The following is a 25448-nucleotide window of genomic DNA, read 5'->3' on the forward strand; positions in this document are numbered from 1 at the left end:
TTGTGAACTCAGGATTTTTAAACCGTTTAGTGGGTACCAGTATAGTGGTGGTTGCCGCCATCATTTTTATACCGAACATTCTTGATGGTGAAAAAGTTCATTTCAAAGACGGCTTTAAAGCTATCCCAGAACGTCCTGAGTTTACCACTATTGAGATAAAGCAAGATATTGATGCAAAGGCAGCACTTGCACCAGAAATAAAGCCTGAGACGATTTACGACGAAGTTGCAATTGACGCTGGAGAATATACCGAAGCGCAAACAACCGATCAGATGACGACACAAGACACATTAGAAGCACCATCCGAAGATGTTGCCGAGCAAGTGGCTACTCAAACGGCACAGGTAGCAGAACAGGCAACAACCCAACCAGAAGTCGAAGCTGTAAAAGCTGAGCCTTTAAAAAGGCCTGAAACATCTAACTTAACCAGTATGGCCTATGTTATTCAGTTGGGAAGCTTTTCACATAAAGCCAATGTCGAAGCATTGATGAAAAAGCTAAAAAAAGCAGGCTTTACCGCATTCACAAGGCCAGTTAAAACACCTAATGGCGAACTGACAAAAGTGTTTGTAGGCCCTCAGTTAGACAAAGCTGATTTAGAGGCTAAGTTACCTGAATTAGAAAAGTTGACAGGCCTAAAAGGTAGGTTAACCCAATTCAATATAACAAAATGATCTGGTAATTGACCCATGGCTCTTATAGAATGCGCCCCAAATTAACGACTTGTTGGTTATTATGAACTGGGTTGATTACGCGATTCTCGGTATAGTTGGTCTTTCCACCTTATTCGGACTAATGCGAGGCTTTGTAAAAGAAGCAATGTCATTGGTTGTCTGGATCAGCGCATTCTTTATATCTAGTTTATTTTATCAATATCTAGCAACCTTCCTAACTTCCATTTCAGAACCCCTTTTAAGAAATGCGGCCGCAATTGCCATATTATTTTTTGCGACCATACTGTTGGGTGGGCTTGTTAATTACATTCTGTCAGAACTTGTGCAGCGCACTGGCTTGTCAGGCACCGACCGTATCGTAGGTATTGTGTTTGGTGCACTTCGAGGCGTGTTAGTCGTAAGCGCCTTACTGTTTTTTCTGGATGCGTTTACCGGTGCACCAGATGCACCTTGGTGGACAGCCTCTACTTTAATCCCTGAATTTAGCTTTGTTATAGAATGGTTTTTTTCCTATCTAGAACATAACTCCAGCTTTTTAAATTCAGTGAACCGTTAATCGGAAACCGTTAATCGGCGAGGAAAAATTTAATGTGTGGTATCGTTGGTATAGTCGCAACATCTCCTGTTAATCAGGCTTTGTATGACGGCTTAACTGTTTTGCAACACCGTGGGCAAGATGCAGCAGGCATCATCACTATCGACAACAATACATTTAGCTTAAGAAAAGCGAATGGACTTGTTAAAGATGTGTTTCATACCCGCCATATGAAGCGCCTTCAAGGCAATATTGGTATCGGCCACGTGCGTTACCCAACTGCAGGCTCTTCAAGTTCTGCAGAAGCACAGCCATTCTATGTTAACTCTCCTTTTGGTATTGCCTTAGCGCATAATGGCAACCTCACCAATGCTGAAGATCTAAAAGAGTTACTATTTAGTCAAGCTCGCCGTCATGTAAACACGACATCAGATTCTGAAATCTTACTGAATATCTTAGCGCACCAACTGTGCAAGTCAGGCAAGTTAAAGCTTGAAGCTGAAGATATGTTTAGCGCGATTTCAAATGTGAATGAACTCGTTGTTGGTGGTTACGCAAGCATTGCCATGATCATCGGCCACGGCATTGTGGCTTTCCGTGATCCGAATGGTATTCGTCCTTTAGTTTACGGTAAGCGTGAAACTGAAAATGGCGTTGAATATATGTTCGCTTCTGAAAGCGTTGCACTAAAAGCCGATGGTTTTGAATTTGTACGTGATGTTGAGCCTGGTGAAGCTATTTATGTGACTGAAGACGGGCAACTATTCTCGCAAATGTGTGCTGCTAAGACGAAACATGCACCATGTATTTTCGAGTTTGTTTATTTTGCACGTCCTGATTCTGTTATTGATAAAATGTCGGTTTACGCAACACGTGTAAACATGGGTACTAAATTAGGTGAGAAGATTGCGCGTGAATGGGCTGATAAAGACATCGACGTAGTTATTCCAATTCCTGAAACATCATGTGATGTTGCGCTTGAGATTGCCAGAGTATTAGACAAGCCGTATCGTCAAGGCTTTGTTAAAAACCGCTATATCGGCCGTACTTTCATCATGCCTGGTCAAGAAATGCGTAAAAAATCTGTACGCCGCAAATTAAACGCGATTGACAGAGAATTCGAAGGCAAAAACGTGCTACTAGTTGATGACTCAATTGTACGTGGTACAACATCAGCCCAGATCGTTGAAATGGCACGTGAAGCCGGTGCTAAAAACGTATACTTCGCTTCAGCTGCGCCAGAAGTTCGCTTCCCGAATGTATATGGTATCGATATGCCATCTGCTGCAGAGCTAATCGCGCATGGTCGTGAAGTTGATGATATCAATGAAAGTATCGGTTCTGATGGTTTAATCTATCAATCGATTGAAGACTTAATCGCAGCGGTAAGTCAAGAAAACCCAAGCGTGACAGAATTCGAAACGTCAGTATTTGATGGTCAATACATCACAGGTGATATTAACCAAGAATACTTAAACCGTATTGATGCATTGCGTAATGACTCTGCGAAATCAACGCGTGAAAAGGCAATGTCGGCTTCACTTGAATTACATAACCAAGACGAGTCAGAAGGCGAGTAATTACTCCTTCAACAAAGCATATAAAAAAGGAGCGATTATTCGCTCCTTTTAACTTTTGGATAAAAGCAAAAATTTAGGGACTCAACAGAGCGCCCTAACTAAAGGTAGGGCTAATTATGCCATTCGTCCATAAAATTGCCGTACCCGCCATAATAATTACAATTAACACCAATCCGCAGGTCACCACAGAGCTGGCGTAGATAAAACCGCGTTCTTCAGGAATATGCATCAAAATCGGCACACCTGTGTATAGTAGATAAACAGAGTAGGCCAGCGCAGCCATACCAACAGTCACTACAAACCATAGTTCAGGAAACACTGCTGACACGGCTGACATAAACAACGGCGTGGCTGTATAAGCTGCGAGCTCTAAAGTTTGCGTATAGGTTGGCTTAGCCCCGAATGTTACTGCCATCCAATGTGCCAAATAGGCGAGAGCAAAGACACCCATAATGAGTGCGAAATACATAGCGACACCAATCAACAGTGCGCTTTCGTGAGTTAAAAAGGCGACATCAGACGTACCAATACGCCAGCCGATGTGTACAGAAGAAATGTATCCCATAATACTTGGAATTAACGCAATCAGCGCAATGTGTGACAGACTATACTTCATGCTCTCATGACGGTTATCTATGGTTTGCCACTCTTCGAGTGGGTGAGCGTACAAGCCCCATAAATGATTTAAAATCATAAGGCCTCCTTATCAGAATTTGGCAAAGGGTGTGTGTTTTTTATACATCTTTCATAGTTATTTATGCGTAAGAAGCATTTCTTTGTCAAGAAATGGTTAAACTTTCGTCTAATTGAAATGTTTTGAATACTTTGAACGCAATAATCAACCCTTGATCCAAGGCATTAGCTTAAGTCTGTTTTGTGATATAATTCGCAGCAATTTTAATTAGCGCCAATTTGAGAGTCAGCCTTGGATAAGCTTTTAGAGCCAATAAATCAATTCTTACAATGTGAAACCCCAAATAGTTGGATTGAAGCCGCAAAAGACCCTAAAAATCTACCTGTTATTTTAATTGATCACCTGATCTGTGAATTAAAAGCGGCACAGTCGGCGATGTTTTTAATTCGCAAATATGCAGTAGATAAAGAAAGTGGTGACGCATTGCTTGAATGGTTGAAGCCATTTGAAACACTTATTTATAAGCGTGAGGGAGACTGGCGTGAGTTGGCTGATAAAAATAAACTCACTAAATCAATGATCCCAAAATCTAATACGCCTTATGGCCAAGACTTAATTGATAAAATGGTGATCTTAATAAAAGAAGAGTTACACCATTTTTATCAAGTGCTTGAAATTATGGATGAATACGGTATTGAATACCAAAGCATCACGCCATGCCGCTATGCCAAAGGCATGCTGCGTAATGTAAAAACCTATGAGCCAGATGCGTTGGTAGATAAACTGATAGTGGGTGCTTATATCGAAGCCCGTTCGTGCGAAAGGTTCGCTAAGCTTGCTCCCCATGTTGATAAACGTTTAGGTGACTTTTATGTGTCTTTACTGCGCTCAGAAGCTCGACACTATCAAGATTATTTAAAGTTAGCGCAAGAAATTAGTGAGTTTGATATTACTGAACGTGTCGCATTTTTCGGTGAGGTAGAAGCCGAATTAATTTCCTCTCCAGATGAGGACTTCAAGTTTCACTCAGGTGCGCCAACTCACCTCTAAGACACGCTTCTTTCTTCAAAAGTTAAGGCACCTAGGGTGCCTTTTTTTTATTAAACAAGCGCTCTAAATTAAGTTGAAGTATATTTTCTAAAGAAGCTTTGTTAGCTGGAGCACTATTTGGTTTGTGTGCTAATGTAAATATGTAAATGAACTTATGTTGATACCAATGAATGGTGTTTAAGTAATTAGCGCATGAGTTCGATGGAGTTCGGTGATTAACCTTGTTTATTTTTAAACCGGTTTTTCAGAACATCCGTATTACTTACATAGCAGTTTAATAAGGAATGGGCACTATGAATGACGCATCAATGTTTGAGTTTTCTGAATCAGATGCTGTTCAAAAACAAGAACAGCAAAGATGGAAAGTCTTAACCGTTGAAGACGACCCTAGTTATCAGCAGGCACTTATTCAGACAATAAAAGCAGTTTCAGTAAGAGACAACCTTGAAATAGAGGTATTATCAGCGGGCTGTGTATCTGAGGCTGCATACGTACTTTCTCAACATAAAGACATTGCAATTGTTTTCATTGATGTTGTCATGGAAACCGACGATGCCGGTTTAAGACTTGTCGATACAATTAGAAACGTCGTTGGTAACAGTCAAATTCGCATTGTATTGCTCACCGGTCAGCCCAGTTTTGCGCCGCAAAAAGATGTAATGAAATTACTCGATATCGATGAGTATTGGAACAAAGCAGACCTTTCTGCTGAAAAACTGCATTCTGTTATAAATAGTAACCTACGTACGTTTAAATATATTCAACAAATTGAAAATGCCAAGCAGGGGTTGCAGCTCATACTGGATGCAGCCCGAAGTATTAATGGCAAACATGACATCGTGTCATTTTCTCAAGCTGTTTTACATGAAATAGCCAAAATCATTCAAGTCACTGATGGTGGTGGAATTTTGTTTTCGGGTAAAAACCAAACCGACAGTTTACCTGTTTTGTCTACCAGTGGTTGCTTTAAGGATTTTGAAGGTCATGAAGTATCAGAAGACATTGTTGGTTCTGAGATTTTTAATGAAATTCAATTAAGTCAAAAATCTAGAAGTCATCGTATTACAGAACATTATTCGATCTTCTTTTTTGATACTCACCATATTGATTTCAAACACTATATTATCTTGGTCAAAACAGAAACGCCGTTATCTGAACAAAGTGCCGCTTTATTACAGGTGTTTAGCGAAAATGTAGGTAGTGGCTTTTCAAATATTGCTTTGTTGAACCGCTTAACCGAACTTGCATACACCAATATTTCTCTGAATTTACCGAATAGGAATTGGCTGCAAAGAGAAATCGAAAAAATGAATTCTATTGAGATTAATCAAGCTCAACTTATTATTTTTGAGATTCAAGACTTTGATGAAAAAGCTTATGCACTTGGTTTTCAATTCTGTAAGAAAATTCTGCTGCGCTTAGTCTCTAATATCCAAAAAACGTATAAAGAATTAAACCCAAGAGTTTCATTATTCAAAGATGACAGTATTGCAGTAATTCTGCCCAACAAAACTGAGCTAAACGAGCAAAAGGTCGCACAATTAAAAAGGCAGGTGTTTGAAATTAATAACGTCGAGCAATTTATTGATGTGAGAGTGTTAGTATTGAATTTAAGTCAGTTACGAAACTTGTCATCAGAGAAAATGCTCAATCTTGCGGAGTCAGCTCTAAGTAACGTTGATCCACAAGAAAATGAAATTATTTTCTTTACTTCTCAGCATGCCGATGAGATCTCATCTCGTTTTGAGTTAATGCAAAAATTACGTCATGCCATTGCAGACAAAGACATAACAGTCGCTTTTCAGCCAAAAATAGACCTTGTTAGTCACCAAGTAGTGGGTTTTGAAGCGCTAGCTCGATGGAAATTAAAAGACGGTTCTTTTGTGAGCCCTGACGAATTTATTTCCCTGGCCGAGACATCTGGGCTGATCACCGAACTAGACAATCTTATTTTTACGAAAATTCTCGATGCAATTAAGGTCCTAAATAAGGTCATAGGTAGTGACTATCGAGTGGCGTTTAATGCATCAATTCTTGATTTAGTTTCAGATAATTATATTTCAGAAATTAATAATAGGGTGACTAATTCGGGCCTTAAAACCTGTCAACTTGAATTAGAAGTGACTGAAACACAGGCAATCCATAATTATGAGAGAGTAAACCGTAGTTTAGAAAAGTTTGTTGAATTGGGCTTTCATATCAGTATTGATGATTTTGGAACCGGATATTCTTCTCTTGAACATATTTCTGAAATACCTGCCTCTACCCTCAAAATAGACCGCTGCTTTGTTAATAAACTAGAAGTTGATTCGTCGAGCCAACACATCGTTAATATGATAATGATGCTAGCCGATACTTTTGAATTTGATGTAGTTGCTGAAGGGGTAGAAACGGCAGAGCAAGCGCAGTGGTTGGCTAATATTGGCTGTAAATTTGCACAAGGCTACTATTTTGCTAAGCCAATGTTTATTGATGAGCTCATTGTTTGGTTAGAGCACAGGCATGCATAACGGCTTTGATTTAGTAAAAACACAAAGCAAAATAAAGAAGCAGTTTGTTGTTACTGCGTGTTTATTGATGGCTGCAGTACTTTTCTGCAGTATCTTGGCGTTTTATTGGCTATCGCAATCTGACTTAAAAAAGGTCAAAGAGCAACAAAATGATGCTCTGCTACAAGCAAGTTTAGTCATAAACAAAGAGCTATCAAGTGTTAGAGAAATCGTTAAGCTGCTTGTTGCAGATAAAACGCTGTTTCAAGATAAACAGAGTGACAGCCTAAATTTAACCGCTTTGAGTGAACATTTTTCAGAATTCGGCAGCGTTATAAATAATATTTCTCAAATTCGCTGGATAGACTCGCAAGGGCAAGAGCAAATAAGAGTCAACTTTAATCAGGGGTTGCCAGAAACCGTTGCCAGTGACGCGTTACAAAATAAAGGAAGTCGTTATTACTTCCGCCAAGGTATGGCAAGTGCAGCACCGGATGTTTACATTTCCAGGCTAGATTTAAATGTTGAATATGGTGAGATTGTAGAGCCCTTTGAGCCTACTATTCGTGCTTCCTACCGCACTTCATCCGATGACTATCTTTTAGATGGCTTAGTTGTCGTGAACTTTAATCTAGCAAAAACATTTAACTTGCTAAAGGAAATGAAGACAAGTGCAGCGAAAATACAAATCTTAAATGAGACTGGGCAATGGCTACTTCATGAAAACCCTGAATTAGAGTGGGCGTTTATGTTGGATCCTAAAGCGAATAAAACAACAATTAATCCCCAACATTGGCAATTTATAAAGCACTCTGAAGTTAAAAAAATACGACACTTCGACCAAGGGCAATTTTTTAGTGTACTAAAACTCAACCTACAAGCTGAAGGAAGCACTTCTAAAAACGAAGCGCTCTACTTGTTAAGTAAAGCTGAAAAGCAGTCTATCAACCAAGTTTTTAGGCGCGCATTTATACAAGCAGGTATGTTATTTGTTGCACTTGTAATTATTGGCTATTTTTACCTCTCCAATGATATTAAGTTAAAATTAGCATTGCTTACAATATCAAAGCAACTTGTTGACGAGAAAGAAAAACTAGCGGATTTAAATGTTCAATTAGAAGAGCGGGTTCAGCAACTAAAACTACTTCAAAGTGATTTAGTTGAAGCACAAAAGTTAAGCTCTTTAGGTATGCTTGCAGCTGGTGTTGCTCATGAGATGAATACCCCAATTGGTGGGGCGATAATGTCGATTTCAAATGCACAATTATTGAGCATGGATCTGGCAAAGAAAATTGATACTGGGTTTAGCAAACAGTATCTACAAAATTGCTTAGAGCAGTTTGAAGCTAACCTAAGTTTATCTCGAGAAAATTTAAATAAAGCTGCTGAACATGTGAAAAGCTTTAAAAGGATGGCAATAGAAAGAGGAGATGAGAGTAAGGATGCTATTTTCTTTGAATCATTGTTTGAAGATTTATGCCGTGTTTTACATCCAAGATTTAAAAACACAAGAATAGAGCTAAAAACTCAAGTATCAATTTATAACGAAATACGAGCTTACCCTGGTGTTATTTCAAGGATAATTGAAAATCTGGTGTTAAATGCGTTAGAGCATGGCTTTGGTGAAGGGGAAATCGGCTTAATTATTGTCAAAGCCGAGCAAAAGAAAAAGGATAGCGTTATTTTGCGGGTGCAGGATACAGGCAGAGGAATAGAAGAACACCAATCGAAAAATATTTTTGACCCATTTTATACTGGCGCCAGAAGTAAAGGGCATACAGGGTTAGGTTTGTTTATGGTGAATCAGTGGGTGACAAAAGTATTGGATGGAACCCTAAATTTAACAAAGCTCGAAGCGTTACCTGAAGGCATCTCTACGGAGTTTGTTATTGAGTTTCCAATCACTGAAAGTTAGTTTTTGTCACTTTAAATTATGATTACAAAGAGTTTGAGTTGTTTCAGTAGCCACTAAATAAGAACTCTGCGAATACCAATCACCAAGTACCGTTCTGGTTAGGGTCTCCCCATCTTTTTCAATTGTATGCACATTTGGTCTGTGTGTATGACCGTGGATCATGTGTTTTACATTGTGCTTTGCAAACATGGCTAACACAGCGTCAGAGGTGACATCTAAAATATCTAATGGTTTGCCTTTTTGGCTTTCGATACTTTTTTGACGCGCTTGTTTGGCGACTTTTCTTCTATAACTGAGTGGCATGGCGAGCATCAGTTTTGGCCACCACCAGCCGCGACTCTTCTTACGAAACTTTTGATAGGCAATGTCTTGGGTGCACATTTCGTCGCCGTGCAGAATGACTGTAGGTGTACCGTATAAATCAATGACTTTTTGTTCAGGCAATAAAGTCATGCCTGCTTGCTTGGCATATTTTTTCCCAAGTAAAAAATCTCGATTACCATGAGTAAAAAATACTTGAATGCCTCTGTTTGACACAGACTTTAACAGCGAAGCTACCTCGTCAGTCAGCGCAGTATGACCATCATCGCCTATCCATACTTCAAAAAAATCTCCAAGAATATATAAAGCATCGACGTCATCAGTCATGTGCGTTTCAAGAAAAAGCTTGAATGCATTGGTGATGTCTGGGCGGTCTTCGGTTAAATGTAAGTCAGAGATAAAGTAGGTTTTGCGAGATGCCATTCAAAAAGCCTAGAAAGAAAATGAATAGTGAGTGTGAAAAAGACAAGGCTAGGTGTATACCTAGCCTTAATTGCTTAGCACTAAAATTTAAGCAACTGTCACTTTCTCGATGATCACATCTTCAAGTGGTACGTCTTGGTGGAAGCCCGCAGAACCAGTAGCAACAGATTTGATCTTGTTTACTACTTCCATGCCTTCTACGACTTCACCGAATACACAGTAACCCCAACCTTGCGAAGTTTCGCTAGAGAAGTTTAAGAAGTTGTTGTCGTTTACATTGATGAAGAACTGAGCTGTTGCTGAGTGTGGATCTGGTGTACGTGCCATAGCAAGTGTACCAGTTTTGTTGCTCAGGCCATTGTTTGCTTCATTTTGAATTGGTGCTTGTACAGACTTTTGTTCCATACCTTGAGTGAAACCACCACCTTGAACCATGAAACCGTCAATTACGCGGTGGAAGATAGTGCCGTCATAAAAACCAGACTTCGCGTACTTTAAAAAGTTTTCAACTGTAGCAGGTGCTTCTTCTGCAAAAAGATTTACTTTGATTTCACCAAAGTTTGTTTGAAGTACAACCATTGTGGTTACCTATTCGATATGTGTTTATTAAAGGAATGTATTTTATAGCAGAATATAAATCGGTTAAAGCTTTGTGTTAATGGCTTATTTATCGGGAAATAGCTGCAATCGGGTATAGAGCAGGGCGAATTCAAGTGTTATGATTGCGGCTTATGTCTATTATTGGATTAGGAAACAGACTCAATGTTGCAGATATACAACACACTTACTCGTGAAAAAGCGCCGTTTAAACCTCTTGTCGAAGGCAAAGTCGACATGTATGTGTGTGGTATCACCATTTACGATTTCTGCCACGTGGGTCATGCGCGTACTTACGTTTCATTCGATGTGATGAATCGCTATCTTCGCTATTTAGGTTTTGATGTTACCTATGTGCGTAATATCACCGATGTAGACGACAAAATTATTAAGCGTGCTGCTGAAAACAATGAAGAAATAAACGACTTAACGGTTCGTATGACTAAATCAATGCACGAAGACTTTGAAGCATTGAATATGTTGCCGGCTGATATTGAGCCAACGGTAACCGGCCATATGAATGAGATCATCGACATGATCGAGCGCCTAGTTGAGAAAAAACACGCCTACGTTGCTCAAAACGGTGATGTACTATTTGATGTATCAACATTTGAACAATATGGCCAACTTTCGCAGCAAGATTTAGACATGCTGCAAGCGGGGGCGCGTGTTGAAGTGGCTGAAGGCAAAGATGATCCACTAGATTTCGTACTTTGGAAAAAAGCTAAAGCAGGTGAGCCTTCTTGGTCTTCACCTTGGGGCGAAGGTCGTCCTGGTTGGCACATCGAATGTAGTGCAATGAGCCAAAAGCATTTAGGTGAGCACTTTGATATTCATGGTGGTGGTTCAGATTTACAATTCCCGCACCATGAGAATGAAATTGCGCAATCATGCTGCGCTAACAACGGTAACTACGTGAATACTTGGATCCACACAGGTATGGTACAAGTAAACAAAGAGAAGATGTCTAAATCATTAGGCAACTTCTTTACAGTGCGTGAAGTATTAAAGCAATACGACCGCGAAACAGTGCGTTATTTCTTAATTAACGGTCACTATCGTAGCCAGCTTAATTACTCTCAAGAGAACCTAGATCAAGCTCGTTCTTCTCTTGAGCGTATTTACACCGCATTACGTGGTGTTGAACTCGTTGAAGTTGATTATAAGCAAACAGAGTTTGCTAAGCGTTTTGAAACGGCAATGAACGATGACTTCAATACACCAGAAGCGCTGCCAGTTATCTTTGAATTAGCAAAAGAAGTTAATTTGCTAAAAGAAAAAGACGCAAAAGCGGCGGGTGAACACGCGTTTATTCTTGTAAAGCTTGCAGAAGTGCTAGGTATTGCACAGCAACAGCCAGAGCAATTCTTACAAGGCGACCAAGACGACGAAGAAGTCGCTAAAATTGAAGCGTTAATTGAGCAACGTTTAACAGCGCGTGCGAATAAAGATTGGGCGGCTGCGGATGCGGCGCGTGATGCGTTAACGGCAATGGGTGTAGTACTAGAAGACAGTGCTGGCAAAACCACTTGGCGTAAGGCATAAGCTAAAAGCTAAAAGCTAAAAGCTAAAAGTACAAAAAACAAAAGAAGGCCCGATAGTCGTATGTCGGGCTTTTTTATGTCTAAATATTGTTATTGAACATTGCACTTATACCAATCCTCTTAATTAAGCGGTCTATTTTGAGGCAAGAAAAACTAGTCGATAACGCCGCTTACGCGTCCTGCTATCGCTGAGGTACCTACTTCCATGTAGGCAAGGCGTAAATTTTGCTATTTAGTTGTTCTAAATAAGAAGTTTTCAACGAAGTTAGCGTCAGTTTTAGTCCCTCAAAATGATTGAGTATTATTGAGGATTGGTATTAGAGTAGAGCAGAAAAAACTAGCGAGCGATATTTCTAAATATACTGACGCTTTTATTTGATGCTTGCTTATTTTCAGACGAATTAGCAAGGTTTTCAATATCTCTGTCTAATTGCTTTAAAGTGGCTTGGCATTCAATGATGGTTTCTCTTTGAATGGCATAGTAAGAGTTTACTAACTCACCTTCGATCCCTTCCCAGTCCATCAGTTCACCAACTCGAATAAGCGTTTCTAGCTTTTCAATTTGCTGGTTAACTGTTTGCTGAGATAAAAAAGTGTGCTTTGGCATGGCTATGACTCAACTAATGTTTGAGTGGCTATAAAAGAATCACAGTTATCTATTTAACTTATGAAACTCCCCTGTTATCATGTTGTAAATTTTTTCATAGTCAGCCATGACTATCTTCATAAAAACGATTTTTAACGCAAAAAGCTAAGGATCTAGCTTTTTTGGAAAGGAAATAATGAAAGCAACTGAGCGCAAAAGGAAAACCTTTAGCTTCAAGGTTGAAGCGCAACGATTCATTCGTCAAATTAGGCAAGAGTTAGGCTTAAGCCAAGCTGAGCTTGCTAAACGTATGATATCTGAGTGCGATCAATCAACCATCTCAAATTGGGAAAGCGGTAAAAACGAAATCCCACTCAGTAAATTTATCGACATACTGTTGATTAGTGGTCGTGATCCAGCCTCATACTTTGATATTTTTGGTAAAAAAAGTGACAAAGAAAATAAAAATAATAAAGATGTTGGAGAGGTGAAAGAATGATTGCTCAGATATTTGATTACATTGCATCTGCTTTATATGTTTTTGCGTTAATATTTTGTTGGAAAGATATCAATGCAAGGTATTTGATATTAAGTATTTTATCGGTTTCTTTAATTGGGTTTGCTACATTAGATTGGGCGTTTGCAATGCCAATAGGTTTTTATGCATGGTCAATGGGTATGTCAGTACTGTTTATAGTATTTATGCTAGGAAGAAGACATTTAGCATATAGGCTTTCTCATATTGAGTTTTTTGCTCAAGCTTATAAAAATCATACATATACAGTTCAAGAAGCACTTTTATATATTATTGCATTGATTTGTATTTTGAGTAATTTTATAACTTTTATTGAAGTATATCTTTATTCTATTTATTGGTTAGATAATGCTTATTACAAGTTATATATACGTGATGGTTTGCAAAAATTAATGATAATTTTAACTTCGTTTGTTTGCCTTTCATTTACAATTAAATCTTGGGCATTTTCTAAAACAAGTTTAAACGAACAATAATCTTATTAGCTAGGAATAAAGGATATGGAATTAAAAGAACAGTATCTTAAATTTATAAAGGGTGGAGTGCCTGTTCATGGTTCTGGTGGCCCAGATCTTCCCCCTAGGGAACCTCAAGTAGCAGAACAGCAAAAAGTTGAACCCTCTTCAACTGATCCAACTGCACCTGTAGAACCACCTAAGCCATAACTTAAGTTGTTCTAAAGCAAAATATTAAAAGCCGTTCATTTCGAACGGCTTTTTTATGTCTTATTCAGAAGAGGCAATGATAAAAGTTACCAAGCTAGCCTTCATTCTTTATCGTCACCACACGCTGTGGGAACGGTATTTCAATATCTGCGGCCTTAATCTGTGCATAGATTTGATGGTTGATATCGAGTTTTGTGTCGATTAGTTCAGTGGTTGGTGCCCAGTAACGATAGCTAATAATCACAGCGCTATCGTCAAATCGTTCTATACCAATTTTAGCATGCGGCTCATTAGCCACCTTGTTATGAGATGAGAGAGTACGGCTGATGACTTCTATGGCTTTATCGCTGTCGGCACTGTAGGCAATGCCGATTTCACCCATAATCAATGAATTGTTAAATGAGTTATGTAGCACTTCGCCCACGATATGTTTGTTAGGAATGGTGATCTCGACGTTTTCTTCGTTGATTAAAATGGTGTGACCTAATTCAATCATTTTAACCTGACCCGACTCACCTTTAACTGAAATGGTATCGCCAACAACAAATGGGCGAGTTGCAATAATTGCAAGGCCAGAGCCGTAGTTTGACAACATACCTTGCAGAGCCAAACCTGCACCGAGTGAAGCTGCACCAATGGCGGCGACAAATGGGGTAATACTTATTCCCAATTTACCTAGGGCAATCACCACAAACATGACAATCAACAAAACCTTGACTACATTCGCAATAAAGTTAGTCAATGCAATATCAATGTTATGCTTCAGTAGTAAGCGTTCAACCGCTTTAGAGATTTTCTTTGATGCCCATAAACCAATTAATAAAATGAGTAGGGCGGCGGCAACTTGCATACTGTAGTTGACTAAATAGTCTTTAATAATGGTGTAGTAACGTTCAACTTGTTCTATTTCTTGTTGGATCACGGTAAATACCTAATAAATTCAATTAGCAAATAATGAAGTGAGTATAGCGTACAATATTGGCACCCAAACCGCAGTGATTAATGCACTAATTATCATAGACGCCGATGCAAATGCACCGGCTTGTGGGTGATGTTCAATCGCCGCTGCTGTGCCGATACCATGACATACTACACCCAGTGCGAGCCCTTTGGCGCGTTGGTCTTTTATCTTAAGTAAGTGGAGGATGGACAATCCAAAAACAGCGCCGAACATACCAATTAAAATCACCATAAAGGCTGCAATTGCTGGTATGCCGTTTAAGCCATCAGTGACAATCAAAGTAATAGGTGTTGTAACCGATAACGCCAGTAAAGAGTTTAATAATTCGTCGGGCACCGCAAAGAGTTTACACAATATAAACGCGACTAATGTGGCACTTGTCACGCCAATAAATCCACATAACAACAACAAGCCTAGACTTCTTTTAATATCATGAATTTGTTTATACAGCGGGTAGGCGAGTGCAACGACTGCGATCTCTAAGAAGAAATGAATGGGGTAGCTTACCTTGATAAATTCGCTATAGCTTATATTTGCAAAGATGAGAAAGGCACTCACTGTAACAATACAAACTAACAATGGGTTTAGTAGAGGCGTGTTAAATCTGCTATTTAGTTTTCGGCTTGCTAAAAATAGTCCGATTATGAGTACGCAGACAAAGGAGGTAAGAAGCATGTCACTCAGCATGTCACTCAGCATGTTGCCCTCGCGTATTCGCAAACAGTGACACAATTAAAAGCCCTATCAGAGGCACCAGTAACAAAACCAAAAGGAAAAGCGGCCAGTGTTGGACAAAAGCGTCTAAATGCTCAACTAAACCAACCCCAGCGGGAATAAAAAACAACGCCATATATTTTAAAATAGGTTTGCATGCAGGGGCTATCCAAGTTTCTTTAATTATTCCAGCCAGCAAAAGGCAAAATAACAAAAGCATGGCGATGAGCGCGGCGGGAAAAGTAATAGCAAAGTATGCAGTAACGAGCTTTGAAATATACAAACAACCCATGATAAGCATCAAGCTGACGCTGAACTTAAATGAGGTGATAAAGTGAGTTTTAATAGTATTCATTACACTAGTATAAAAAGTCTGTAAGGAGTGTCGATGCGACCTTCTTACCATTTTCCTCGTAGTCTATATGGTTTGGGATCGTCTTTAGTTGCATTATGCATGGCGATACGGGTATTTTTACTCAATAACAGTTTTATTTGTGACCAGGTTTCTTTTGCGAGTACACGTCTGCGATTAAAGTGAAAACTTGCTTGGTTCACCCGTTTAATCGCTGCAAGCGCATCTGGAGAGCGTGATGTTAGCTGTTCAATGATTTCATGGCATCGTTTTTCAGGTTCAGCAACTATTTCGGTGATCAAACCAAGCTTGTAGGCCTGCTCCGCATTAATTGGTTCCCCTTGGCTGCTGAGCAATAAGGCATGATCGTACTGTGTTAAACCAAGTAATAAAGGCGAGCTCCCCATATCAGGGCATAAACCCCAGCGCGATTCCATAATCGCAACCTGTGTGTTGCTTTTGGCAATACGTATATCTGCACCTAGGGCAATGTGTAGACCACCACCAAAACTATTACCTTGCATAAGCGCAATAACAGGTACGGGTAAAGTGTGCCAGCCTAGCACAACTCGCTGAACTAGGTTTGCGTTTCCCGGTAGCCATTTAAAAAGTAATTTGATTATGTTGAATGGTTTGGCCATCACAGACTTCACATCTAAACCAGAGCAAAAATGTTCACCTTCACCACGGAGCACAACTGCGCGAATACTCCGTTGTTTTTTTATGTGTTTAATGTGTTTGTCGAGTAGGGTAAACATTTCGACATTGAGCGCATTTTGTTTATCGGGGCGATTCAGGGTGACGTAAGCAATGTTGTTTAGTATTTCGAGAGAAACCATAGGTGAGCCTGTTTTATTATAATTTTAGAGTTAACACTCTATCTGGCTTTATTTGCCATGTAAATTCTTCAATTCAACTCAAGACCGTAGCCAAGTAATTGACGGTTTTGTATGATAAGCACAATATTTGTTAGCGAGACTTTTCCATGTCAGCACGTCTTTGTAGTATTGAAGAAGCCACTCACCAAGCTTATGAGATTTTTCTAGAATTAGCACCTCAAAACTTATCTGAATTAGATATTGCTGAGTTTAACCAACACCATGAAGAATATGGTTTTATTGAAGACAGTGAGCCAGATGATAGTTGGCAAGCATTTGTCGCATTGGAAAGTGACCTAGAAGACTTTGTGCAAGTGTTAGTAGGCATTGAATACGAAGACGAGGACGAAGTACTCGCAAAAATTCTGATCAGTCGCGACTTGGATGCGCCGTTCTGTCATGTTTTATGGAAGCAAGAAGCCGAAGAAAACACTCAATAAGAAGCATGTTAATAAAAAAAATAAAAATACCAGCACTCATAGTTGGTCTCTGCTTTGTTACCCTTAGCAACCAAAGTTATGCGGTAGACCCATTTGAAGACTTTCACGAATATGGTGAGCTGTCTGATGAAGAAATTCATGAGCTACATCAAGGTGAATTTTTGTATGGTGATACTGAGTTTGGTTTGATCATCAATAAAGGTAATGCAGAAAATACTGCTTTCAAGTTAAAAGGTAACTTGTATCAAGACTTCACTCATTGGCGAAATCACTTTAAGTTCGATGGTCTTTACCGTGAAGATACCGATGCTGAGTCAGGTGAAGAAACTGTTTCAGCCGAGCGCTACTTTGTCTCTATGCAGGGCAACTATAAAATTGGTGAAGATAATCAGTCATTATTTTTATATGGTGATTATGAAGACGATGAGTTTAGCGGTAAAGAATACACCGCAACACTTGCATTAGGTTATGGTACCCGACTATTTGAAGGCAGAAAAAATACGGTTGATTTCGATATTGGACCAGGTTTATCGGTTACTCGAACCGACGACGAAATTGAATTACTAGAAGGTGAAGACAGAGTTCAGCAAGGTCAGTTATTACGTTTGGCTCTGCAATGGGAAAGAAAAGTTTCGGCTCGAACTCGTTTCAACCAAGATGTGAGTATTGAACGGTCGCTCTCTGGATTAAATACCCGAGTATTGAGTGAAACAGCTTTGGTAACCCAAGTTTTGGGAGGCATTGGTTTTAAGGTTGCTTATACCTACAGATATAACTCTATGCCAGAAGAAGATAAATTAAAGCGAGATAGTGAAATAAGTGCGACGCTGATATACAGCTTTAGTGGTGGTTTGCAAAACTTTATGCGCCCAACACCGGTTTCAATAGAAGATTAAATTAAGAGAATTTATGTATAAACACACGCAGTTTGCTTGGGTTATTTGGGCAATTTTATTATGGATCAGTAGCTTTTTAGCTGTTGCCGCTCAGCTTATTGGTTTTAACATTGGTATAGTTGGTTTTGCAGCTTTACTTATGTTGGTTGCAGTTGCCTTTTACGGTTTAACTGTCGAAGTAAATAAAAACAGTCAATCAGTGAGTTTTTGGTTTGGGCCAGGTGTAGGTAAGAAGACCTTAAATTTTGATGAGATAGACTCGGTAAGTGCAGTACGCAACTCGTTACGACATGGCATAGGCATGCGGATCAGTAATGATGGCTGGGTGTATGCCGCTGCAGGGTTTTCAGCTATTGAGATTGCGTTAAAAGATGGCATGAAGTACCGCATTGGTACCAATGATCAAGATGCTTTATTGGCAAGCTTTCCAGAAGCTTTATTAAAAACCCCTGAAGTTGTTAAACCGGTGGCGAATGAGGAAGTTGATGACGATGAAGACGAGCATGTGCCTGTTAAGAAACGCAAAGATCCGTTTGATTTTAGTTAATTCTAATCATCATTAATTCTCAATCAATTTGAGAAAATAAAGCATAAAAAAATAGCGCCAAATGTAACATCGGCGCTATTTTTTTTGCTTACAGCTTAAAGCTTACAGCTGAATTAGTGATCGTGACCACAACCGCCTTCTGTGTGCACATGACCGTGTTCAAGCTCTTCAGCAGTTGCTTCACGCACATCAACAATTTCTACGTCAAATTTTAAAGTTAAACCTGATAGCGGGTGGTTACCATCAATCACAACTTCATCGCCCTCGATACCAATGATGATCACTGTGTGCTCACCTTCGTCTGTGGTCGCTCTGAATTGCATACCCACATCAATGTCCATACCTTCGAACATTGACTTCTCAACAACCTGCGTTAAGTTATCGTGACGCTCACCATAGCCTTGCTCTGGTTCAATAGTTACAGAGAAAGTGTCGCCAGCTTGTTTGTCTGCAATAGCCGCTTCTAAGCCAGGTACTAAGTAACCGTGACCTGCGATGATCTCAAGTGGCTCACCGTCGTAAGTGTTATCTATGGTATTTTGCTCATCATCCATTACAGAGAAGTGCATTTTTACAACGGCGTCTTTAGTGATTTTCATAATAGGATCCAATTATTGATCTTCAAGAGAATAAGGAAGAGGTTGGATTGAAACCAACTGCTCTGGAGATTGTTTTAACCTAAGTGTAGCATCTGATTGTGTATCATTCGGTAATACAGCCAGAGCAGAATAGGTGTTTGAGTTGGCATTGAACACTTGGCAAATGATTTTGCCAGCACGACGCCAGTTGTCTTCAAGCTGAATTTCTAAATCAGTGTCTTCAACGGCTTGAGATGCATCGCCTTGTACTATGTACATAGCGCGCTTGTTTTTACCTAAGTAGCGCATACGAGCAACGGTTTCTTGGCCTGTGTAGCAGCCTTTTTTAAAGCTAATACCACCGATTGCTTGAAGGTTGATCATTTGCGGCACAAACTCTTCAATATAGTCACTGTTCAGAGCTGGTTCACCGGCTAAGATAGCAGCTTCTGCAAACTCAGTTGCATCTTTTTCAAGCGTAATGCCATTGGGTAATTCTGCGTCATCGTTTAATAAAACAATTAGACGAGTTTCATCGAGTTTCAGGGCAATACCGTCTGCAAACTCACAACAATTCTGTTCGTCTGAGAATGAGATTGCAAATTGCGCGCAGGTTGCAGAAAAATCGTTGGTTAAAAGCCCGAAAAGTTTTGGACTTTCATGAAGCTCAATTTCAACTTTAGCGAAAACACCATATTTTTTTAGCTCTCTCGATGAAGCTTCACATTCAGCAGGGCTGCCTAATAAATAGAACTTAGACTGGTGTTTAAATAGCTTAAAAGCACCCCAAAGCTTGCCTTTCGGCGAACAATGGCCTGCCCATAAAAACTGTTGTTTGTTAATTAAGTTCAAATCTTGTGTCAGTTGACCATGTAAATAGCTCAGTTGATCTTGGCCAGATACTGATATGAGATGTTGATTCAAAGGAAAAGCACGAGTGTGCGACATAGTATTCATCCCTATGAAATGATTTGTGTTAATGGTAGCGCATTTGCGAATATGCTTAAATGGCTAAAGCTTAAAAGCTGCAATTTAGCTCAAGATTATATGCGGTACGAAGCGGCTCAGATCTTGTGTGATTAAAGAGCTGTCTTCTCGAATACTCATAGCCACAGCTTCATCTTTTACCATCCAACTGCCAATTAAAGGGTAGTTACCATCAAAATTAGGTAAAGCATGAAAAGCTTGATAAATAAAACCTTCATCACCATAGTCACCCCCAGAGCTTGCGACTGTTTTACCTGCTTTGGTAATCTCTATGTTGGCCCCTTCGCGAGAAAAAAGTGGCTTTTTAACAATGCCAGCGGCAGTATCGAGTTTGTGTTTATCTTTTGAAAAGTAAGCTGGTAACAGGTTTGGGTGGCCTTCATACATTTGCCAAAGCAAAGGTAGAATCGCTTTGTTCGAGATAATTGCTTTCCAAGCTGGCTCTAACCATTGCATCTTTAAATTCGATAAAGCAGGTGCAAACTCATCGGTAAACATAAACTCCCAAGGGTAGAGTTTAAACATCCAACTCATGGGGTTATTGTTAAGATCGGTTAATTGGTTGGCGTCATTGAGTCCAATGTCTTCGACAAAGCAAAAGCCCGTTTTTAAACCCGCCTCCATGGCACAGCTGCGCATGTATTCAACTGTGCCTAAATCTTCTTTGGTGTCCTTACAGCACGAGAAATATAAACGTTGAGCACGATGAAAGCGGTGTAGCTGTCGAAAATGTTTTATTAGCGCTTCTTGTAAAGCATTAAATTGGTCGCTTTGCCTTGGCAGCTGTCCAGCATCGACCATATCTTCTAGCCAACGCCATTGAAAATAGCCAGCTTCAAATAGTGATGTGGGCGTATCAAAATTTGCTTCGAGAAGTTTGGCAGGGCCATTGCCGTTGTAACTAAAATCAAAGCGGCCGTATAAATGCGGATCCCGTCTAAACCAAGAACGACGAATTAAATCCCACTGTTGTTCGGGGACGGCAAATAACTGCATGAGCTCATCATCGTCACAGACTTTAGAAACCAGCTCTAAAAGCATTTGATTGAGTTCAACACTCGGATCTTCTATGTCTTGCTCTATTTGCTGTAAAGTAAATTGGTAGTACACACTTTCATCCCAATAAGTTTCACCATGCATGGTATGAAAGTTAAAGCCAGTTTCTTTGGCGAGTTTTTGCCAGTGTGGGCGAGGCGGGGATGATCTTCTGAACATAATGTGAAACTAGAGGTTAAGCTTTCGCTTAACCACCCCAGCTACTTCTTGAAGCACTACGACCAAAACCACCGCGTTTACGAGTAACGGGTTTTCGTTTTGCTTTGTAGTTTACTTTACTTGATTTGACGAGTGTAGAACCGCTGCTACTCGCACTGGCCACATAGTCATTGTTTGAGTTACGATAGCTAAAGAAATCGTCACGGCTACGGTATAAAGGTTTAGCACCTGAATAGTATTTCCCGCCTAACATGGCACGTTTATGTTTGCGTTTTTTCTTTAAAGCATCGAGCCCTTCGTCGACAGCCTCAGCGACTAAGCCTATCATGAAGCCAGCCATAAGAGGTTGCCAAATACCGCCGTTTGACTCACATCTATCGAACCCAAAATCACTTTCACACAATTGCTCGGTGGCATAGCGGGGTGCTTCATTTAAATGTTGCTCAAGTGCTTGTTGATACTCGGCTTGGCAGGTTTCTAACTCAATACCAAAAGAGTTACATTCCATCGCATCTTGAAATAATAAAGCGGACTCTTCACTATCACCACAGCCTGCTAATGAGCCAGTAGCGCCCATAAGTAAAGTTAATTTAATGTGTTTGCTACGTTTCATCATGCCTCCTAGTAAGTCATACAGGCGGCGTTTAAAACTCCCGTAGCCAGTGAGGCTGCACCTAAGAATAAACCAGCACTCAAATGTTGTGCTTCAATTTTTTCAGACAGCTTCGGCATATATAAGCGAACGGTAAAGAATGTAACTAGCTGCATAACTCCGGCAATCACACCCCAAACAGCAAAATCTAAAAGTGACACAGCATTCACCGCTGCACTAGCGATAGGTAAAATAAAACCAATTAATGTACCGCAGAAAGCGACCGCAGCAGCAGGGTTGTTTTCTTTCATCAAACGCCATTCACAATGCGGCGTGATTGAGCTGTAAACAAATAAAAAACCCAATGTAATAGCATAACCAATCACGAAATAGCTAATAAAAGGCAAAAATCCTTGTAAAGATTCTAAAATCATTTTTATCTCTTCTTGTTTAATTTTAAATGGCAGTTTGTTTAGTTATTTTTAAATGCTAATTGCTCAATTTCACGGTGCAAAATGGTGTCGTCACCCACGTTCAGTTCAATCAAGCGTTTTAGGTGTGTCACACTCTCAAGGTCGATTTGATTACAGTGAAGCCCTAAATACTCAGTCTCGACGTGTCGTACTTCAACTTCCATTGAAATAAGCACATCACTGTCTGGCAAATGAAATTTTAAGTTCGCTGCTTCACCTTGCAGAGGCACATAACCTATAGGTAGTGTGATCAATGCGCCCTTTAATGAAAGGTCGAGTACTTGGCAGTTGTAATCACCACTGGCTGTCATTAATGTTGCAGGGTTTGAAAACAAAATACGCGTAAAACGTCTACGTTCTTCCATCGTTATTCTCTAATTAATCTTGATAATCTAAGCATAGATAGTAATACACTTAGGCTCCAGTGTAAAAAAAGCCCTGCATAAACAGGGCTTTTAATATCAATGATTTGCAAAAATTAGCTAATGCTTGGATTATTTAGCCAATTTTTTTGTACTTAATACGCTTAGGCTCAGCAGCTTGTGCGCCATAGGTCTTCTTCAACCAAGCTTCATACTCAGTATAGTTACCATCGAAGAAGTTCACTTGGCCTTCGTCGCGATAGTCAAGAATGTGTGTAGCGATACGGTCTAAGAACCAACGGTCGTGCGAGATACACATTACACAGCCTGGGAATTCTAAAATCGCATTCTCAAGGGCACGAAGCGTTTCAACGTCTAGGTCGTTGGTTGGCTCATCCAGAAGTAATACGTTGCCGCCAGCTTTTAGAAGCTTAGCTAGGTGAAGACGGTTGCGCTCACCACCAGATAGCTCTTTTACAAACTTTTGCTGGTCGTTACCTTTGAAGTTAAAGCGGCCAACATAGGCACGGCTTGGGATCTCAAAGTTACCAATTTTAAGTACGTCTTGGCCATTAGAGATCTCTTGGAAAACAGTGTTGCTGTCGTCCATGTTGTCACGGAACTGGTCAACTGCAGCGAGTTCAACAGTTTCACCTAGTTCAACAGAGCCAGAATCAACTTGCTCTTGACCTGAGATCATTTTGAATAGTGTTGATTTACCAGCACCGTTAGCACCGATAATACCGACGATTGCGCCTTTAGGCATGCTAAAGCTCAGGTTATCGATAAGTACACGATCACCGAAGCTCTTAGTTAAACCATTTACCTCAAGTACTTTGTCACCTAGGCGAGGACCTGGTGGAATAAATAGTTCGTTTGTTTCGTTACGCTTTTGATAATCGCTTTGCTGTAGTTCAGAGAACTGTGCCATACGTGCTTTAGATTTTGCTTGGCGACCTTTCGGGTTTGAACGAACCCATTCAAGTTCTTGAGCAATTGACTTTTGACGTGCTTTTTCAGCTTTTTCTTCTTGCTTAAGGCGGGCATCTTTTTGCTCAAGCCAAGAAGAGTAGTTACCTTCCCAAGGAATACCATGGCCACGGTCAAGCTCTAAGATCCAACCTGCAACATTATCTAAGAAGTAACGGTCGTGGGTAATCGCTACAACAGTACCTTCGTAGTCGTGTAAGAAACGCTCTAACCAAGCAACAGACTCAGCATCTAAGTGGTTGGTTGGTTCGTCTAGTAAAAGCATATCTGGTTTTTCTAGAAGCAAACGACAGATAGCAACACGGCGACGTTCACCACCCGATAGGTGTTCAATTTTTGCATCCCACTCAGGAAGGCGAAGTGCATCAGCAGCACGCTCTAGTGCGTTATCTAGGTTGTGACCATCGTGTGCTTGAATAATTGCTTCTAATTGACCCTGCTCTTTTGCTAGAGCGTCAAAATCAGCGCCATCCATTGCATATTCTGCATAGACTTCGTCAAGACGAGCAAGTGCGTTCTTAACTTCGCTTACAGCTTCTTCAACTGTTTCACGAACTGTTTTACTTTCGTCTAATTTAGGTTCTTGAGGTAGGTAGCCGATTTTAGTGCCAGCAAGTGCATTTGCTTCACCTTCAAACTCTTTATCAACACCCGCCATAATGCGTAATAGGGTTGATTTACCTGCGCCATTTAGACCAAGTACACCAATTTTCGCACCAGGGAAGAAAGATAATGAAATATCTTTTAAGATCGTACGTTTAGGTGGCACCACTTTGCTTACGCGGTGCATTGAAAAAATAAACTTATCTGGCAATGCCATAGAAGAAACCTTTAATGTTCAAAATTAACTTGCATATTGTAGAGTTTACCTAGCGATTTCGTCAATCAAACAGCAACTTATAAAGCCCTTAGAGGTGAAGTTTTAACTCAAAACCAACAGCGCCACGCCTGAAAAAGCAATTAACCCACCCAATATCATATTTTTGGTCATGGGTTCATTGCGAATTGCACCTATGGTCATCACCATCAACGGAGCAGTTGCGAAAATAGTTTGAGCGATAGCCGGATCGGTATGTTTGACTGAAATAAGCTGTAGCCAAAGGCCAATAAAGGTGCCAAAAAATACGGCCACAAACAGCCATTGCTTTTGACTTATGCCATCCAAGGTAATGGCTTGTTTGAGATTTTGTTCTTTTAGACAGGCGACAACACACGCGACAACCAGTGTGCCTGAAAATAAGCGAATAAAAGCAGCCCACAAACTACCGATTTGTTCAGCATTCATGGCGCCTTTTGACATCACCATGCCTGCCGCTTGGCAAGTAGCTGCAAGTAGCGCAAAACCAACGCCTTTGATGTAGATGCTGTGCTCAACTTGAGGTAATGGATTTTTAGGTATAATTGCCAGTAAAACGCCTAAAGTCGTGATCACAATACCTAGCCATGCGAGGCCGCTGAGCCATACGCCGAGTAAAACAATATTTAGCACACCAGCGATAGCTGGCGCGAGAGATTCAATGACGAGCGTGCGAGCAGGGCCAATATTTCTAAGGGCTGCAAAGTAAGCGCTATCGCCAATGGCAATACCCAAAATACCACTGACAATGAGCCATGCCCAAGAGCTGGCTAATTGTGGCAGAGGACTGGCAGGCATCACTAGTAAAATTAATAACATCAGTGCACACGCAATTATGCCTTTACTGACATTTAGTTGCAGGGGCGATAAATGATGGCTAAATCGTTTGTATAAAATTGTTGATGACGCCCAGACTATGGCTGCGCTGATTGCGGCGAGCTCACCGATCCCCATTGTATTCTCTTACTCTATTCTTGTTTGGCGGGTGGATTATCAAGATAATTTTTCCAGTTGCAAACAAATGAGTTGAGATTTTGGACATCTAAACATCTAGAGGTT

At 40.2% G+C, this 25448-nt stretch carries 29 protein-coding genes; 13 read left to right on the forward strand and 16 right to left on the reverse strand.

The window, feature by feature from the left end; all coding sequences use genetic code 11:
* The first annotated feature begins 2 nt into the window (after positions 1–2).
* The 3 genes from ACH784_RS06445 (at position 3) to purF (ending at position 2789) form a co-directional block, all read left to right on the forward strand.
* Positions 3–674 (forward strand): SPOR domain-containing protein, encoded by a 672-nt coding sequence (locus ACH784_RS06445; protein WP_404394354.1) that lies wholly within the window; start codon positions 3–5, stop codon positions 672–674.
* Between the two features lie 61 nt (positions 675–735).
* Positions 736–1230, forward strand: coding sequence for a CvpA family protein (locus ACH784_RS06450; protein WP_404394357.1), 495 nt, complete (start codon positions 736–738; stop codon positions 1228–1230).
* A 32-nt stretch (positions 1231–1262) separates the two neighbouring features.
* Positions 1263–2789 carry an amidophosphoribosyltransferase gene (gene purF, locus ACH784_RS06455; RefSeq protein ID WP_404394359.1) on the forward strand — a complete coding sequence of 509 codons (1527 nt, stop codon included), beginning with the start codon at positions 1263–1265 and terminating at the stop codon, positions 2787–2789.
* A 94-nt stretch (positions 2790–2883) separates the two neighbouring features.
* Here the strand turns inward: purF and ACH784_RS06460 are convergent, their stop codons facing one another.
* Entirely contained in the window at positions 2884–3483 is a 600-nt protein-coding gene (locus ACH784_RS06460) for a Yip1 family protein (protein ID WP_349286235.1), read from the reverse strand.
* A 231-nt stretch (positions 3484–3714) separates the two neighbouring features.
* Between ACH784_RS06460 and miaE the strand changes: the two genes are divergently transcribed.
* The 3 genes from miaE (at position 3715) to ACH784_RS06475 (ending at position 8877) form a co-directional block, all read left to right on the forward strand.
* On the forward strand, positions 3715–4473 hold the full coding sequence (gene miaE / locus ACH784_RS06465; RefSeq protein WP_404394362.1) for a tRNA isopentenyl-2-thiomethyl-A-37 hydroxylase MiaE: 759 nt from the start codon (positions 3715–3717) through the stop codon (positions 4471–4473).
* 293 nt (positions 4474–4766) lie between these two features.
* Complete coding sequence (locus tag ACH784_RS06470; protein WP_404394365.1) at positions 4767–6983, forward strand: EAL domain-containing protein; 2217 nt, start codon at positions 4767–4769, stop codon at positions 6981–6983.
* The gene (locus ACH784_RS06475) at positions 6976–8877 is read left to right on the forward strand and encodes a sensor histidine kinase (protein ID WP_404394368.1); all 1902 of its coding nucleotides are present in this window, start codon (positions 6976–6978) and stop codon (positions 8875–8877) included. The genes ACH784_RS06470 and ACH784_RS06475 overlap by 8 nt, the downstream gene beginning before the upstream one ends.
* Before the next feature lie 6 nt (positions 8878–8883).
* Here ACH784_RS06475 and ACH784_RS06480 read toward each other — a convergent pair whose 3' ends face one another.
* Together ACH784_RS06480 and ACH784_RS06485 are read right to left on the reverse strand one after the other, a co-directional pair.
* A complete protein-coding gene (locus tag ACH784_RS06480) occupies positions 8884–9621 on the reverse strand; it encodes a UDP-2,3-diacylglucosamine diphosphatase (RefSeq protein WP_404394371.1) in 738 nt (245 codons plus the stop codon).
* 87 nt (positions 9622–9708) lie between these two features.
* Positions 9709–10200, reverse strand: a complete 492-nt coding sequence (locus ACH784_RS06485; RefSeq protein WP_404394374.1) for a peptidylprolyl isomerase — start codon at positions 10198–10200, stop codon at positions 9709–9711.
* Between the two features lie 183 nt (positions 10201–10383).
* Between ACH784_RS06485 and cysS the strand changes: the two genes are divergently transcribed.
* The gene (gene cysS / locus ACH784_RS06490) at positions 10384–11763 is read left to right on the forward strand and encodes a cysteine--tRNA ligase (RefSeq protein WP_404394376.1); all 1380 of its coding nucleotides are present in this window, start codon (positions 10384–10386) and stop codon (positions 11761–11763) included.
* Between the two features lie 336 nt (positions 11764–12099).
* Here the strand turns inward: cysS and ACH784_RS06495 are convergent, their stop codons facing one another.
* The gene (locus ACH784_RS06495; RefSeq protein WP_404394378.1) at positions 12100–12369 is read right to left on the reverse strand and encodes a hypothetical protein; all 270 of its coding nucleotides are present in this window, start codon (positions 12367–12369) and stop codon (positions 12100–12102) included.
* A 175-nt stretch (positions 12370–12544) separates the two neighbouring features.
* Here ACH784_RS06495 and ACH784_RS06500 point away from each other — a divergent pair, with 175 nt between their 5' ends.
* Genes ACH784_RS06500 through ACH784_RS06510 form a run of 3 tightly spaced genes read left to right on the forward strand, consistent with a single transcriptional unit; the run spans position 12545 to position 13548 of the window.
* On the forward strand, positions 12545–12847 hold the full coding sequence (locus tag ACH784_RS06500; RefSeq protein ID WP_404394380.1) for a helix-turn-helix domain-containing protein: 303 nt from the start codon (positions 12545–12547) through the stop codon (positions 12845–12847).
* Complete coding sequence (locus ACH784_RS06505) at positions 12844–13359, forward strand: hypothetical protein (RefSeq protein WP_404394382.1); 516 nt, start codon at positions 12844–12846, stop codon at positions 13357–13359. Before ACH784_RS06500 ends, ACH784_RS06505 begins: the two co-directional genes overlap by 4 nt.
* Before the next feature lie 24 nt (positions 13360–13383).
* Entirely contained in the window at positions 13384–13548 is a 165-nt protein-coding gene (locus ACH784_RS06510; RefSeq protein WP_404394385.1) for a hypothetical protein, read from the forward strand.
* A gap of 94 nt (positions 13549–13642) precedes the next feature.
* Here the strand turns inward: ACH784_RS06510 and ACH784_RS06515 are convergent, their stop codons facing one another.
* Genes ACH784_RS06515 through ACH784_RS06530 form a run of 4 tightly spaced genes read right to left on the reverse strand, consistent with a single transcriptional unit; the run spans position 13643 to position 16414 of the window.
* Entirely contained in the window at positions 13643–14470 is an 828-nt protein-coding gene (locus ACH784_RS06515; RefSeq protein WP_404394388.1) for a mechanosensitive ion channel family protein, read from the reverse strand.
* Between the two features lie 18 nt (positions 14471–14488).
* Positions 14489–15208, reverse strand: a complete 720-nt coding sequence (locus ACH784_RS06520) for an LrgB family protein (RefSeq protein WP_404394391.1) — start codon at positions 15206–15208, stop codon at positions 14489–14491.
* Positions 15198–15578, reverse strand: coding sequence for a CidA/LrgA family protein (locus tag ACH784_RS06525; protein ID WP_404394394.1), 381 nt, complete (start codon positions 15576–15578; stop codon positions 15198–15200). Before ACH784_RS06525 ends, ACH784_RS06520 begins: the two co-directional genes overlap by 11 nt.
* 44 nt (positions 15579–15622) lie before the next feature.
* Positions 15623–16414, reverse strand: a complete 792-nt coding sequence (locus ACH784_RS06530) for a crotonase/enoyl-CoA hydratase family protein (RefSeq protein ID WP_404394396.1) — start codon at positions 16412–16414, stop codon at positions 15623–15625.
* Between the two features lie 146 nt (positions 16415–16560).
* Here ACH784_RS06530 and ACH784_RS06535 point away from each other — a divergent pair, with 146 nt between their 5' ends.
* Genes ACH784_RS06535 through ACH784_RS06545 form a run of 3 tightly spaced genes read left to right on the forward strand, consistent with a single transcriptional unit; the run spans position 16561 to position 18336 of the window.
* Complete coding sequence (locus ACH784_RS06535; protein ID WP_404394397.1) at positions 16561–16893, forward strand: DUF440 family protein; 333 nt, start codon at positions 16561–16563, stop codon at positions 16891–16893.
* A gap of 5 nt (positions 16894–16898) precedes the next feature.
* A complete protein-coding gene (locus ACH784_RS06540; protein WP_404394399.1) occupies positions 16899–17789 on the forward strand; it encodes a YdiY family protein in 891 nt (296 codons plus the stop codon).
* A gap of 13 nt (positions 17790–17802) precedes the next feature.
* Positions 17803–18336, forward strand: coding sequence for a hypothetical protein (locus ACH784_RS06545; RefSeq protein ID WP_404394401.1), 534 nt, complete (start codon positions 17803–17805; stop codon positions 18334–18336).
* Positions 18337–18449: 113 nt separating this feature from the next.
* Here ACH784_RS06545 and ACH784_RS06550 read toward each other — a convergent pair whose 3' ends face one another.
* The 8 genes from ACH784_RS06550 to ACH784_RS06585 all read right to left on the reverse strand — a co-directional run bounded on the left by ACH784_RS06550 (position 18450) and on the right by ACH784_RS06585 (position 25343).
* Positions 18450–18935 (reverse strand): peptidylprolyl isomerase, encoded by a 486-nt coding sequence (locus ACH784_RS06550; protein ID WP_404394402.1) that lies wholly within the window; start codon positions 18933–18935, stop codon positions 18450–18452.
* Between the two features lie 12 nt (positions 18936–18947).
* Positions 18948–19862 carry a YgfZ/GcvT domain-containing protein gene (locus ACH784_RS06555; RefSeq protein ID WP_404394404.1) on the reverse strand — a complete coding sequence of 305 codons (915 nt, stop codon included), beginning with the start codon at positions 19860–19862 and terminating at the stop codon, positions 18948–18950.
* 84 nt (positions 19863–19946) lie between these two features.
* Complete coding sequence (locus ACH784_RS06560) at positions 19947–21116, reverse strand: glutathionylspermidine synthase family protein (RefSeq protein WP_404394406.1); 1170 nt, start codon at positions 21114–21116, stop codon at positions 19947–19949.
* 28 nt (positions 21117–21144) lie between these two features.
* A complete protein-coding gene (locus ACH784_RS06565; RefSeq protein ID WP_404394407.1) occupies positions 21145–21732 on the reverse strand; it encodes a DUF1190 domain-containing protein in 588 nt (195 codons plus the stop codon).
* 5 nt (positions 21733–21737) lie between these two features.
* Positions 21738–22142: a DUF350 domain-containing protein gene (locus ACH784_RS06570; protein ID WP_404394408.1), complete on the reverse strand. Its 405-nt coding sequence runs from the start codon at positions 22140–22142 to the stop codon at positions 21738–21740.
* A gap of 38 nt (positions 22143–22180) precedes the next feature.
* A complete protein-coding gene (locus tag ACH784_RS06575; RefSeq protein WP_404394409.1) occupies positions 22181–22546 on the reverse strand; it encodes a PilZ domain-containing protein in 366 nt (121 codons plus the stop codon).
* 133 nt (positions 22547–22679) lie between these two features.
* The gene (ettA, locus tag ACH784_RS06580) at positions 22680–24353 is read right to left on the reverse strand and encodes an energy-dependent translational throttle protein EttA (RefSeq protein ID WP_404394411.1); all 1674 of its coding nucleotides are present in this window, start codon (positions 24351–24353) and stop codon (positions 22680–22682) included.
* Between the two features lie 102 nt (positions 24354–24455).
* Positions 24456–25343 (reverse strand): DMT family transporter, encoded by an 888-nt coding sequence (locus ACH784_RS06585; RefSeq protein WP_404394413.1) that lies wholly within the window; start codon positions 25341–25343, stop codon positions 24456–24458.
* Positions 25344–25448 lie beyond the last annotated feature (105 nt).

Origin of the sequence: Pseudoalteromonas phenolica (assembly GCF_044788725.1) — a bacterium.
Taxonomy (GTDB): Bacteria; Pseudomonadota; Gammaproteobacteria; order Enterobacterales; family Alteromonadaceae; genus Pseudoalteromonas; species Pseudoalteromonas phenolica_C.